Origin of the sequence: Pseudomonas gebzensis (genome assembly GCF_034427815.1) — a bacterium.
GTDB lineage: Bacteria > Pseudomonadota > Gammaproteobacteria > Pseudomonadales > Pseudomonadaceae > Aquipseudomonas.
The window spans coordinates 1-12,838 of record NZ_JAXQNS010000003.1 but is presented as its reverse complement, the minus strand read 5'-3'; the positions used below and the strand labels follow the sequence as shown (position 1 = coordinate 12,838).

Genomic DNA, 12,838 nt, shown 5'->3' with positions numbered 1-12,838 from the left:
CGTGGCCGGGATGAAGGCCGGTGCCTGCGGGCAGGCCCAGTGCTTGCCCGCAGACCCGACCACCAGGGGTCAGGGATACACGTACTTCAGCACATACAGGCTCAACGCACGGAACACCTCGGCGGGCACCTTGGGCATCTGCGCCTGTGCCCGGGCAAGGCTCTTGCAGCAGCTTTGCACCATCTGCTCACGCTCGGCCGGCTCGATGATCCCGGCGTGAACCACCTGGGCGTACTGGGGATAGGCACAGGGCGAGTTGGCCTCCAAGGTGCGGCGGATTTCGAACGATGGATTGAGCTGCGGCAGGCGCACGAAAGGCTGGCCGCGGTAGTCCGCCTGGGGCTCGAGTTCCGAGGTTGCCAGACACTGGCTGTGGCACAGCGGGCGGCTTTGCAGGGCGGTATCGAAGCCGCGGTGATACAGCGTGATCTGCGACCCCGGCGCACGGGTGCAGGCCTCCTCGAACGCATCGAGGATGGCCTTGGCATTGAGCTGTGAGGCTTCGATCTTGGACAGCGGCACAAAACGCTCAAGCTCATCGTTCTGCAGACTTTTGACCCCGCGCTCCAGGGTCGCCCAATGGCTGAACTCCTTCTGGCAGGCAATCATGTGCACCTCGAACTGGTAGCCTTGCTCCACGGCCATGGGCGGGAAGCTGGCGAACTGCGGGCTGTCCAGGGCAGTTTCCATGATGATGTCGAATCGCTGTGCAAAGGCATGGCTGAACACCCGGCCACCCAGTGCCCAGACGAACGCCTCGGTGTGTTCGTACACATGCAAGGTGCCATGCACCTTCATCGCCGCGTACTGCGGGTGCAGCTTGCGAAAATCCGGCAGGTACAAACGAACGAAGTTGTCATAGCGGCCACTGGGCACCAGGGTGTTATCCAGGAGGTAGGTTTTGCCCGAGCCCTGGGCACCCGCGATGATCAGCATGCTCGGGGTGGGTGCACACGTGGCGCAGGGCGCAGTGCGAGTGGTGTTGAAGAGGGTTTCGCTGAGGGTGGCGAACGCGTGATCGACATCAGCGCTGGTGAACGAATACAGGGTGCTCATGGTGGGTGATTCCTGAGTCTGGGCCGAAAGTGGCGGCACCACTCTAGGCGTCCCGGGCGCAGGCTCAGTGGTAGCTAATAGCGACCGGGGGGCGACCTATACCGGTTAGGGCACCCTCCCTCGCCGGCACTGGACGTCGACTGGCGGGCTCAGGCAAATCGCGCGAAATCGTACGGCGCCGGATCGATGATCGGCGCGCTACCGCAGACCAGATCCGCTGCCAGCTGCCCGGCCGCCGGCGAGGTGCCGAAGCCATGACCGGAAAAACCGGTGGCCACGGTCAGGCCGGGAATCTTCGCCACGGCGCTGATGACCGGGTTTGAATCGGGGGTGATGTCGATGGTGCCCGCCCAAGCCTGTTCGACCTTGGCCTGTTCGAACACCGGCCACGCCGCGCGCAGGTTGCGCAGCGCCTCCTCGTTGAGCTTGGGGTTGGCTTGCGGGTCCCTGACGCGCATGCGCTCGAAGGGTGTCACATCACTAGGCTTCCAGCGCCGCGCCATGGCCAGGTCGGTGAACAGGTCGCGGCCCACGTTGACCCGCAGGAAGCTGCGCTGAGCGCGCAGGGCCGGCAGGTACTGGCGCGCCAGCAGGAAATGATCGAGGGTCAGCGAGGCATCCAGCGCGCCACGCTGGGTAATGATGAAGCCGCCATTGATGTGTTTGCGGAAGGAAAAGTCTGGCGCGCCCACGGCGATGTCGGTCGGCCCCTCCATGGGTGCGGTGCGCAGCACCGAACAGATCAGTGGCAGGGTCGGCAACGACACGCCCTCGTTGCCGAGGAAACGCCGCGACCACATGCCCCCGGCCAGCAGCACCTGGCTACAGCGCACCTCGCCCGCTTCGGTCAGCACACCGCTGACCCGCCCGGCCGATTTCACCAGCCCACGCACCGCGCAGCCCTCGATGATCACCGCGCCCTTGGCGATGGCCGCCGTGGCGATGGCGCTGGAAGCCAGGGTCGGCTCGGCACGCCCATCGGAGCCGGTGTAGATGGCCCCCGTCCACGGCTCGCGACCGCCCGGTACACGTTGCTCGATCTCGGCGCGGCTGAGCAGCCGCGAATCCAGGTTCAGCCCCTCCACGCTCTGCATCCAGCCTTCGTGCATGGCCATCTGCGCCTCATTGCGCGCCAGGAACATGATGCCGGCCTGGCGGTAGCCAACGTCAGCGCCGACCCGCTCGGCCATGCCGGCCCACAGCCGGTCGGCGGCCTGGGCCAGGGGAATGTCGTGGCCATGGCGGTTGGTCTTGCGTACCCAGCCGAGGTTGCGCGACGACTGCTCGCCGGCAATGCGGCCTTTTTCCAGCACCACCACAGGGATGTTGCGCTCGCTCAAGGCCAACGCCGCTGTAAGGCCGATGATACCGCCGCCGATGATCACCACCTGGGTCTCGTGGGGCAGTTGTTGCGCAGTGCGCACGGGCGCAATGGTCGGGGCCATGTCGGGACACTCGATGAAGAAAAGAAAAGGCGATGCGTTGGGCCTACTGACCCAGGTCGATCCGCGTGACCTGCGCACGGGAAGCACCGCGGTAGGCGGTCACCTCAAGCTCGACCTTGTACACCGTCGAACCCAGCGGCGGGCAGGTCACCGTGGTGGCCGGGTCGATACCGCGAAATTTCTCGCCTACCACACCCATCACCTGCGCCACATCGGCCGGGTTCTGAATGAATACCCGCGAGCACACCGCATCGGCCAAGGTGGCCTCGACGGCGGCCAGCGCCGCTTCGATGTTGGCGAATACCTGATGGGTCTGCTCGATCAGGTCGTCGGAGATTTCCTTGGTCTGCGGATGACGGCCGGCCGTATTGGAGACATGGATCCAGTCGTCCACGGCCACCAGCCGCGAGTAACTGCCCATTTCTTCATACTTGGAACCGGTTTTGACTTTGACGACATGGGTCACGGGGCAACTCCTTATTATTGATGAAAGTGCTTCAGCTCAAGACCGGCACATCCCACAAGTTCAACTTCACACCAATGTTTCGCGCCACTGCATTGCGATACACCACGGTGCCCCAGGCGACGTCTTCGACCGGCATGCCGCCGACGGACAGCACGATGATTTCTTCCTCATTGGTGCGCGCAGGCGCATCGCCGGCAATGATCTTGCCCAGGTCTTCGATCTGTTCGGACTTCAACAATCCTTCATCGACCATGTCGAGAAAGCGCACACCCAGCAGTGGCACATGCCGGTGACCGGGCTTGGGCAGCTCTTCATGCCAGGCCTCGTACAGGCCGGTGTTGTCGACCACTTTGCGTATGTCGTCGCCTTCCATGCCACGGTCCAGGTTGCAGGCCGCGGGCATGGCCAGGAATGCGCCGGGCTTGACCCACGCGCGCTCGACCACCGGGTAGGCACTGACGTCGCCGGTAGCACAGGAGTTGCAGAAGGTCACCAAGTCAGAGTCGCGCACCAGCGCTTCGACGCTGTCGACCACGATCACCTTGAGCTGCGGGTAGGTTGCGCCCGCCCACTCGATGAAGGTGCTCAGGCTTTTCTCGCCGCGGCCCTTGATTTTCAAGGTGTCCAGCTGCGGGCACACGGCCATGAACGCGGCCACGGTGGTCTTGCCCATCACCCCCGGGCCAAGCAGGCCAATGACCTTGGAATCCTTGCGCGCCAGGTGGCGCGCGCCCACGCCAGGAATGGCCCCGGTACGGTAGGCCGACAGCAGGTTGGCCGACATGTGCGCCAGTGGCGCGCCAGTGTCCGGATCGTTCAGGGTGAACATCAGGATCGAGCGCGGCAGACCCTTTTCGCGGTTGGCGATGTTCGAGCCGTACCACTTGACTCCGGCAGTACAGAAGTTGCCACCCAGGTACGCCGGCATGGCCATCATGCGGCGGTCGGCAGTGGGTTTGGGCATGTTCGGAAAGGGTGAGTCGGCTGGGAAGATCACCATGGCGCCGTGGGAATCATTGTTGGGCCCGGCCATGCGGTAGTCGCCGCTATATAACAGGCCGAACATCTCTTCCATGGTATTGACGCAACCGAGCATGTCGGTAACACCGGCGCGGATCATGTCCTGTTCGGACAAGTAGATAAAATCGATCTTAGTATTGTTATTCATGCTCAGCCAGGCTCCGAACGTCGGACATTAAACGGGCCTGTTACAACAATGGCCCCTTCGGCGATACGCAGTGTCGACAGGTCGCGTAAACACACTTATCGACTTACTGCGTCCGATCATAGGGAGGGGTGTATTACCCAGCTATCCCGAATTGGCAGTGATGGCGGGCGAGGTGGATGCGCATCGGTTGCAGCGGCCTTGACCCCGCGGGCATCAGCGGTTGCGATGGCGCGGGCGCGGTGCTGAACGGGCCCGCGATGCGGGCTCAGGTGCGTGGGGGAGCTAGGAACATGCGCCCAGGGTCTGCGAGGGTCGCTCGCCGAACAACTTCTTGTAGTGCACGGCAAAGTGGCTGAGGTGGCTGAAGCCCAGGTCATTGGCCACCCGCGACACGGTGGTCGACGGCTCGCTGGCGTGGCGCAGGCGCCGCCGCGCTTCGTTGAGGCGCACCGCGCGCAGGTATTCCACCGGGCGCATGCCGGTGGAATCGTGGAAGGCGCTCTGCAAGGTGCGCCGGCTGACTTTGAGCTGTTCACACAGTTGCAGAATGCCCAGCGGCTCCTCGGTCCATTCCAGCACCAATTCCTGGCAGCGGCGCACCAGATAGGCGCCCACCGCCTTGTTGCCGCTGCGGCTGCGCGTCACGTCTTCGGACTGCCCCAACACCTCCAGCACCGCTTCCAGCACCTGCTGTTCGAGCCAGGCTTCGGCGGCGCCTGGGTCGGGATGTGCAAGCACCTGCAAGAGCCGTTGGCGCGCGCGCTGCAGGCGGGCAGCAGGCACGTGCAGGCGGCTGCTGTGGGACAACCGGCGCAATTGCTCATCGGTCAGCTCATAGGCCGCCAGCTTGGCAAAGCGCGCCACGTCGACGGTGATTGCCAGCAGGCGCATGCCCTGTTCGGCCTGGACGAAAAAGTCTTCGTCACTGCGCAGCAACGACACCTGTTCGCCCCCCAGCGCCTGGCCCTGAAACAGCCCACTGACCTCGCTGCCCAGCGACATGGCCAGGCACAAGCGCCCATGCGGTGCCTTGCCACGCTGCACCACACGCGTGTCGAGGGCTTCCTGGAACACCTGAAAGCGCTCGCCCGTGACATGACGCAGAAACGTGTGCGGATGCCCCTCGCTGAGCTGGTCGTAGGTTTGCTGCCAACCCTGAATCGCACCGGCATGCAGATGGACATCGTCGAAATGTGCGGTGGCGGTGTACATGGCGCGGCGTCCGTGTGTATGAAAATATTTCAGGATGTGTAAGCGAGTTTCATGCCAGTTGGGCGGCCGGCACAGGCTGCGCTCGTGCGCGAATCGGATTGACGACGCCAGAGGCCTTGGCCAGCACCTTGCCATCAGTGTGTACGCCGCCTTGCTCAGGGCATGAAGCTGCGACGCCGCGGGGGACGGCGCTGCGCCGAGGCGCCCTGAGCGTTACCGCACGGTTCAGGTGTTTCCTATGGCCCCGTAAGGGCACCCGTACCGCCCAAGGCCATTCAATGGCGCGCGCCGCGATAGTCCCGCGGGCTCAGCCCGGTGTGCTTTTTGAACGCCTTGGAGAAATGCGCCGAATCGGCAAAGCACCAGGCGGCGCCGATGTCGGTGATCGAGCGGTGCGCGCAGGCTGGGTTGCGCAGGTCTTGCGCAGCCTTGGCCAGGCGCTCACGCAGGATGTAACGGCACACGCTGTCGCCACGGGCCTCGAACAACCGGTACAGCTGGCGGCTGGAAATGCCCAGTTCCTCTGCCAGGCCGGCCGGGGTCAGGCGCACGGAATCGAGCCGTTGCTGAATCAACGCGTGCACCTCATGCAGGAGCAGGCCCGCGCCGTGGTCACCGGCGCGGTATTGCAGCACCGGAGCGAGCAGCGCCAGCAACGCCTCCTGCAAGCCCTCGCCGTCTTCGGCGCAGGCCCACTGGCTCAGCTCGCCGGCCGCCACTTGGCGCACCAGGGTACTGAGCAACTGGCCGCAAGCCCCGGCGGTGGACAATTTGCCGAAACGCTCAGGCCCCAGGCCCGCCAGGCGTACTTTGGGCAAGTGGATTGAAACGTGGCTGAACAAGCCCCTGGGCACCATCTTCAGCGCCGCCTCACCGTCGAGCAGGGCCAGGTCGCCTTCGCGCAGGTGCACCACGCGATCACCCAGCTCCACCTGCATCTCGCCGTGCTGCTGTAACACCAGGAAACAGTGCGGGTCGGGGTAGGCCTGGCTGGCACGCGTGGAACGCGTGATCTCCTGAGCATTGCTGCGGATGTAAGCCACTTCGGTGGCGCCCAGCACGGTGTGCTGCAGCTCACCGATGAACAGGCTCTGGCAGTGCTCATAGCGGGTCTCGAAACGTCCGCACACGCTGTGCACGCGGGCGTTCCAAGTAGCGAGGGCCTGACCATTCATGGCGCATCTCCGGCAAGCATGCGCCCCAGAATAGTGCGCATTTCACGTGATTTTGGGTAACAAAACCCTGTCACATGAAGCCTCAAGCAGGGACCGGGCCAACTCGCTGCACGCGCAGCGCAAGCGGACGATCCGGGGTTGGCATAACGCCAGCGATCCACCTGCGCGGTCCCTGACCGCAACACCAGGCAAGCGCTGCTGGGCCCTGCCCGGGCAGATAACTACAGCCGCGACAGCACCAGGCCGCCGGCATCCTGCTCACGCCGCAGCAACTGCTGCGAACGCAGCACCGCCGCGCCGTAGGCGATCAACGCCAGCACCGAGCAAGCGCCGGAGAAGATGAACGCCGCCGTGTAGCCGAACTGCTCGATCAGCAGGCCACTGATCGCCGGCCCGAACGCCGCACCCGCTGACAAGCACAGCGCGCCCAGGGCGACCAGTTTTCCCGACACGTCGAACTCGGCCATGATCCCGAAGGTGTAGGCCAGTACGAAGTTGATCGAGAACAGAAACAGCACGGCGCCGATCACATAGGTGGCGAACGAGCCGAACTGGGCCAGCAGCACCAGGCCCGCCAGCTGGGCCAGGATGATGACCGCCAGCGGCACGAAGCGCCCGGCTTTCAAGCCGATGGATGAGGCCATGAAGCCGCCGCCGGCATTGATGATGAAGCCCACCGCCAGCACCGCGCCGATGGTGTCACCCGACAGGCCGGTCTTCTTGCCGATCAGTTCGAGAAACGCCCACACCGCCATGATGCCGGTGAGGAACACCAGGCTGGCCACCAGGCTCAGCCAGACGATCGGCCGGCGCGCGGCACTGGCCTGGCCCGACGCACGGCTGGCCTCGACCACGCGCGCGCTGCGCGCAGGTACCCACAGCAGCGGCGCAATACCGGTCAGCAGCATGGCCAGGGCGATGGTCAGCAGCATGCCGTGAAAGCCCCATACCGGCATCACCGCCACTGGAAGCAGCACCAGCAATGTGGCCCCAGGCACCGTTTCCAGGCCGAGCTTGAAGCCGAACGCGCGCTCGGGCTGGGCGCTGTCGCCGAAGATGGTCATTGCCAGCGCGTACAGCGCGCCGGTGCCCGCACCGGCCAGGGCCATGATCACGAACAGCGACTCGAAGGTCGGCTCGCTGACCACGTACAACACCATGGCGATCACCAGCAGCGACGACAGCGCCGCAATCAACCGCCAGCTGACTCGCCGCACCCACAGCAGAGAGGCCAAACCGAGCAGGCCAAAGCCCAGGTTCATCGCCAGGGCCAGGTTGCCCAGCTGGTTCTCGCCCAGGCCGAACTTCTCCGCCAAGGCGCCGAACAGCAGTGGCAACACGTTCAACAGCAGCGCACCTGCGCCAGACACCAGGCCGGCGGCGACATACACCGAGACCTTGTCGATTGGATTCGCCTTGCTCGAGCTCATACCCAGACCCTTGTTGTTTTTGTCGTGGTTCATTCAGGCAACGGCCCGGTCTGCTGCACGCAAGCGGGCCATCTCCAGGCGATGACCGCGCGGCGGCGGTCATCATCACCGCCTCAGTGTGCGGCGATTGGCCAGCGCTGACATGTGTCTGCTTGCCCGACACTTGGCCACCGCTGCCAAGCGCGACCGTCTGGCGGTGCCTGGCTGCCACTGCCGCTGAGCGACGCAGGCACTGCCCACGCCACCCCAGGCAGTGGCGCCCGCTCAGCGCTGTCCGGGGACCGGCAGCGGCGCCTGGTCGTTCCAGGCGCTGGTCGGCCGGCTGAAGAGGTTTTCCGTCTGGAAATGCGCCATGCGCCAGTGGCCATCGTGCTTGGCAAAGGTGATGTCCAGGCGCGCGGCGTTCAGGTGCGAGCCCCCGTCGGCGAAGGTGCTGGTCTGCAGCATCAGCCAGCGGCCCTGGGCGCGCTCGGCCGAAACCACGTCGATGACTTCACTGGTGAGAAAGTGCACGTTCAAGGCGAAGTGCGCCGGGGTGCGCATGTACGTGGCGAACATCGCGCGGATCGCGTCGCGACCCACATAGCCACCAAAGCTTTCGGCGTAGCGCGCGCCCTTGCCTTCCCAGCGTGCGTCTTCGGTGAACAGCCCAGCCAGCTCATCGAGTGGCGAGTCCGCGTCCAGCGCGTCGCACAGCGCCATGTAACGGTTGATGCACACGCCAATCGCCTGCTGGTCCTCGAACGCCTGCACGCGCGCTTGCAGTTCGGCCAGTTCGCTCATGCCGCACCCCCGGCCTGCAGCGGCGTTGAACAGAGGTTGAGCAACAGCCGTTCAGCCACTGCCAGCAGCTGTGCATCGGCGCCCTTGGCCGCGACCAGTTGCAGCCCCACCGGCAAGCCTTCGGGGCTGCCCAGCGGCAGGCTCACGGCCGGGTGGCCGGAAAGGTTGAACGGGCGCACCAGCGCGGTCATCCCGAGCACGGCGCGGGTGTCGGCCGCGTCTTCCAGGCGCAACGGGAAGTCCGGCATGGTCGGCAGGGCCAGCACGTCGACGCGGGTCAGCGCCTCGTCGACTGCGGCGCTGAAGCGCTGGCGGACCGCTTCTGCCTCGGCCAGGGCCTGGTCGGACGTGGTGCCGGCGGCCTCCAGGCGAGCGGCGATGTCGACACCGACCTTGCCGCTGGCCAGCAGCGGGCTGCAGGCAGCGAAGGTTTCCCGGTTGATCACCACCATGCCGGCGGCGTATGCCTCGTCGAAATGCGCCAGTTCCACTGCCGACAGGCTCAGGCCGCTGGCCTGCAAGGCGCTGTCGATGACCCGCTGCACCGCAGGCGCGGCACTCACCGCCAGCACCCCGACGCGCGCCGTGTCCGGCAGCGGCGCGGCGATGAAGGTCGGATCGATCATGCCCATGGCGCGAATCAGCATCGGCAGGCTGGCCGCCAGCGGGCCCACGCAGTCCAGGCTGCTCTGGCTCGGCATCACCCCTTCGCGGCTGACCCGGCCAAAGCTCGGCTTGAAACCGAACACGCCGCAGCAACAGGCCGGTATACGAATCGAGCCGCCGGTGTCGGTGCCCAGGCTGAAGTCGGCCAGCCCTGCCGCCACTGCCGCCGCCGAGCCGCTGGACGAGCCGCCGGGAATGCGCCCGGGAAAGCGCGGGTTGGTCGGGGTGCCGGTGTAGTGGTTGATGCCGGTGGTGCCAAAGGCCAGTTCGTGCAGGCTGACCTTGCCGGTGACCCGAGCGCCTGCCTCCAGCACGCGGCTGACCACCGCCGCGTGGTGCTCGGCCGGCGCTGCGTCTGCCAGCGCACGGCTCGATGCGCGGGTCGGCGTGCCGGCCACATCGAGGGTGTCCTTGATCACCACACGCGGGCCATCGCCGCCGAGTGCCAGGGTCTGGAGGAGGATTGTCATTGTTGTACACCTCATTGAAGGTTGGAAAGTGGCCTCGCGCCGCATGGGAAAGGTCGGCGAAGAAACGTGAAATGTCAATTGAATGATCCAGCGCATAAAAGGCGCGGACTGGGCCGGACAGGCACTGCCAACGTGCATTCAGACGATGTTCAACTTGCGTGAAACGTCTATCATGTCGCGACTATTTCCGCACAAGTAGTCCACCTCTGATGACCACCCCGAAAAGCAAGGCCCCCAGCCACCACGACCCAGCCAGCAGCGCCTTTCGCAAGGAAGATTTTCCTTTCTACTGGCTGGCCCGCACCCACGGCCGCTACACCCAGAACATGGAACGCCTGCTGAAGAAAGTCGACCTCGACGTGCCGCGCTGGCGGGTGCTGTGGATCCTCAACGAGAACGGCGAATCGAGCATCTCGGAAATCTCCACCCACGCCATCGCCAAGCTCTCGACCATCACCAAGATCGTCTACCGCATGAAGGACGACGGCCTGGTCGACACCGGCCAGAGCGCCGAGGACGGCCGGGTCACCCAGGTGCGCATCACCGACAAGGGGCTGGAGAACATCGCGCGTATGCAGGCGGTGACCCATGAACTGTTCCAGCGCAGCTTCAAGGGCCTCACCGACGCCCAGGTGCAACGCCTGAACCGCATGCTCGAGACGGTCTTCCACAACCTGGAAACCCTCTGAGCCTGCGGGCTCAGCAGGCTTTTGAGGTTTCGCAGAGGCGGTGGTAGGCGCGGTTGAAATACACCAGCCCGTCATCCGCGCTGCCCTGGCGAATCGCCTGGATCTCGCAATAGAAGATGCTGTGCGAGCCCACCTCATGCACCTGGGCGATGCGGCAGTCGAAGTTCACCAGGGCGTCGAGCATGGCAGGCGCGCCGGTGTCCAGGGTGGTCCAGTCAGTGCTGGCGAAGCGCTCATCCATGCTCAGCGCGCGGTTGGCGAAGGCCCCGGACAGCTCCTGGTGAGTGCCGGCCAGCACGTTCACGCACAACGCGCCGTTGGCCTTGAACTGCGCATTGGAGTGCGAGGCGCGGTTCATGCACACCAGCAAGGTGGGCGGTGAGTCAGTCACACTGCACACCGCCGAGGCGGTGAAGCCGCCGCGCCCGGCCTGACCCTCGGTGGTGATGACCGATACAGCGCCACCGAGCATGGCCATTGCGTTGCGAAAATGGGTGACATCAACCATGGTCATGCTCCTTAGATATCCAGAACCAGCTTGGGGGATTTGGACCGCGAACAACACACCAGCATCTGGTCGTTGGCGGCCTTTTCGTCATCGGTCAGGTACACGTCACGGTGGTCGGGCTCGCCTTCGAGCACATCGCACAGGCAGGTGCCACACACCCCCTGCTCACAGGAAATCTCGACAGTGATGCCCACCGTCGCCAACGCTTCGAGGATGCTCTGGCCCTCGGCGACCTGCACGGTCTTGTTGCTGCGCGCGGCCACCACCTCGAAGGCCCCGCCAGTGGCATCGACCTCGACCTGAAAGTATTCCTTGTGGATGTGGTCTTCGGCATAGCCCTGCTGGCGTGCGCCTTCGATCACCCAGTCCATGAAGCCGGCCGGGCCACAGGTATAGAGGTGCGTGCCGCGGGTACCGCGGCCGAGGACGTCGGGCAGGTTCAGCCGTTGGGCCAGGGCCTCATCGTCAAAGTGGGTGTGCACGCGGTCCGCGAAGGGCGCGCCGGCCAACTGCTCGAGAAAGGCGCTGCGGGCACGCGCACGGCCACAATAGTGCAGCTCGAAATGGGCGCCCTGACGATGCAACGCGTGGGCCATGGCGATCATCGGCGTGATGCCGATGCCGCCGCCCAGCAGCAGGCTGCGCTGGGCAGCACTGGCCAGGGGGAAGAGGTTGCGCGGTACGCTGATCTGCAGTTCACGGCCTTCGAGCAGGGCATCGTGGACGTGGCTCGAACCGCCGCGCGAGGCGGGGTCTTTCAGCACGCCAAGGCGGTACGACGAGGCATCGGCCGGGTCGCTGCACAGCGAGTACTGGCGCACCAGCCCGGGTGCCAGGTGCACATCGACATGGGCGCCGGCTTCGAACACCGGCAGCGATGCGCCGTCGGCTCGGGCCAGGTCGAGCACGACCACATCGTGCCCCTGGATTTCGCGCTTGCGCACGATGACGTTCAACAGTGTTTCTTGCATGGCGGGTGTCCCCTGGATCATCGCAGGCCGGCGCGCGGCCTGCGCAAATGGATCAACGCATGAACAGGCCGCCGTTCACGTCCCAGGTCGCCCCGGTGGTGAAGTAGGCCTCGGGCCGCGCCAGTTGCACGAGCAGGTCACCGAGAAAATCGGCGTCACCCAGGCGTTGCACGGGAATGTTTGCCAGCAGTCCTTGCAGGCGCTCGGCCGGCACCGCGGCACGCACCGCTGGCGAGTCGATCGGTCCAGGCGCCAGGGCATTGACCGTGACGCCGCGGCTGGCCAATTCCTTGGCGAAGACCTTGGTCAGCGTGATGATCGCGCCCTTGCTCGCGGCGTAATGCGCGCCGGTGGCGGTACCGCCGTTCTGCCCCGCCAGCGAGGCCAGGTTGATGATCCGCCCGTAGCCCGCTTCGGCCAGCTGTGCGCCGAGCACCTGGCAGCCGAGGAACACGCTGCGCAGATTCAGGCCGACCACGGCGTCGAATTCTTCCGGGCTGATCTGCATCAGCGGGGTGGTCTTGGTCACGGCGGCGTTGTTGACCACCACGTGCAGCGCGCCGAAGTGCGCCAGCACCTGGGCCAGGGCGTGTTGAAAATCGGCCTTGATGCCGACGTCGAGCTTGAGCGCCAGGGTGTTGCCGCCCTGCCCGTCCAGTTCACGGGCAGTGGCCTGGGCGGCGGCCAGGTCGCGGTCGGTGACGACCACATCGAAGCCTGCCGCCAGCAGGCGCTGGCAGAACCGCTGGCCAAGCCCCTGCGCGGCGCCGGTGACGAGTGCAATCTGTTTCATGATCAG

The 12,838-nt window shown here is 65.3% G+C and carries 13 protein-coding genes; 1 reads left to right on the top strand and 12 read right to left on the bottom strand.

All coding sequences use genetic code 11. The features are described 5' to 3' along the window. Window positions 1-69: 69 nt before the first annotated feature. The 9 genes from SJI00_RS06935 to SJI00_RS06895 all read right to left on the bottom strand — a co-directional run bounded on the left by SJI00_RS06935 (window position 70) and on the right by SJI00_RS06895 (window position 9,871). The gene (locus tag SJI00_RS06935; RefSeq protein WP_322461003.1) at window positions 70-1,056 is read right to left on the bottom strand and encodes a zeta toxin family protein; all 987 of its coding nucleotides are present in this window, start codon (window positions 1,054-1,056) and stop codon (window positions 70-72) included. A 149-nt stretch (window positions 1,057-1,205) separates the two neighbouring features. Continuing rightward, window positions 1,206-2,501 (bottom strand): NAD(P)/FAD-dependent oxidoreductase, encoded by a 1,296-nt coding sequence (locus SJI00_RS06930; protein ID WP_322461002.1) that lies wholly within the window; start codon window positions 2,499-2,501, stop codon window positions 1,206-1,208. A gap of 43 nt (window positions 2,502-2,544) precedes the next feature. Beyond that, complete coding sequence (locus tag SJI00_RS06925; RefSeq protein ID WP_416221012.1) at window positions 2,545-2,922, bottom strand: Rid family hydrolase; 378 nt, start codon at window positions 2,920-2,922, stop codon at window positions 2,545-2,547. Window positions 2,923-2,998: 76 nt separating this feature from the next. Further along, complete coding sequence (locus SJI00_RS06920) at window positions 2,999-4,135, bottom strand: ornithine cyclodeaminase family protein (protein ID WP_322461000.1); 1,137 nt, start codon at window positions 4,133-4,135, stop codon at window positions 2,999-3,001. Between the two features lie 282 nt (window positions 4,136-4,417). Further along, window positions 4,418-5,347, bottom strand: a complete 930-nt coding sequence (locus tag SJI00_RS06915) for a helix-turn-helix domain-containing protein (protein ID WP_322460999.1) — start codon at window positions 5,345-5,347, stop codon at window positions 4,418-4,420. 275 nt (window positions 5,348-5,622) lie between these two features. Further along, window positions 5,623-6,522, bottom strand: coding sequence for a transcriptional regulator FeaR (gene feaR, locus SJI00_RS06910; RefSeq protein ID WP_322460998.1), 900 nt, complete (start codon window positions 6,520-6,522; stop codon window positions 5,623-5,625). Window positions 6,523-6,743: 221 nt separating this feature from the next. Continuing rightward, window positions 6,744-7,985 (bottom strand): MFS transporter, encoded by a 1,242-nt coding sequence (locus tag SJI00_RS06905; protein ID WP_322460997.1) that lies wholly within the window; start codon window positions 7,983-7,985, stop codon window positions 6,744-6,746. Between the two features lie 231 nt (window positions 7,986-8,216). Further along, on the bottom strand, window positions 8,217-8,735 hold the full coding sequence (locus SJI00_RS06900) for a nuclear transport factor 2 family protein (RefSeq protein WP_322460996.1): 519 nt from the start codon (window positions 8,733-8,735) through the stop codon (window positions 8,217-8,219). After that, window positions 8,732-9,871, bottom strand: a complete 1,140-nt coding sequence (locus tag SJI00_RS06895; RefSeq protein ID WP_322460995.1) for an amidase — start codon at window positions 9,869-9,871, stop codon at window positions 8,732-8,734. The genes SJI00_RS06900 and SJI00_RS06895 overlap by 4 nt, the downstream gene beginning before the upstream one ends. 209 nt (window positions 9,872-10,080) lie before the next feature. On the opposite strand from SJI00_RS06895, the gene SJI00_RS06890 reads away from it, so the two are divergent. Further along, window positions 10,081-10,560, top strand: coding sequence for a MarR family winged helix-turn-helix transcriptional regulator (locus SJI00_RS06890; RefSeq protein ID WP_322460994.1), 480 nt, complete (start codon window positions 10,081-10,083; stop codon window positions 10,558-10,560). Between the two features lie 10 nt (window positions 10,561-10,570). Here the strand turns inward: SJI00_RS06890 and SJI00_RS06885 are convergent, their stop codons facing one another. The 3 genes from SJI00_RS06885 to SJI00_RS06875 are packed head-to-tail and all read right to left on the bottom strand — an operon-like array spanning window position 10,571 to window position 12,832. Then, window positions 10,571-11,068 carry a flavin reductase gene (locus SJI00_RS06885; RefSeq protein WP_322460993.1) on the bottom strand — a complete coding sequence of 166 codons (498 nt, stop codon included), beginning with the start codon at window positions 11,066-11,068 and terminating at the stop codon, window positions 10,571-10,573. Window positions 11,069-11,079: 11 nt separating this feature from the next. After that, window positions 11,080-12,039, bottom strand: coding sequence for a PDR/VanB family oxidoreductase (locus SJI00_RS06880; RefSeq protein WP_322460992.1), 960 nt, complete (start codon window positions 12,037-12,039; stop codon window positions 11,080-11,082). Window positions 12,040-12,091: 52 nt separating this feature from the next. After that, window positions 12,092-12,832 (bottom strand): SDR family NAD(P)-dependent oxidoreductase, encoded by a 741-nt coding sequence (locus SJI00_RS06875; protein ID WP_322461359.1) that lies wholly within the window; start codon window positions 12,830-12,832, stop codon window positions 12,092-12,094. Window positions 12,833-12,838: the final 6 nt, after the last annotated feature.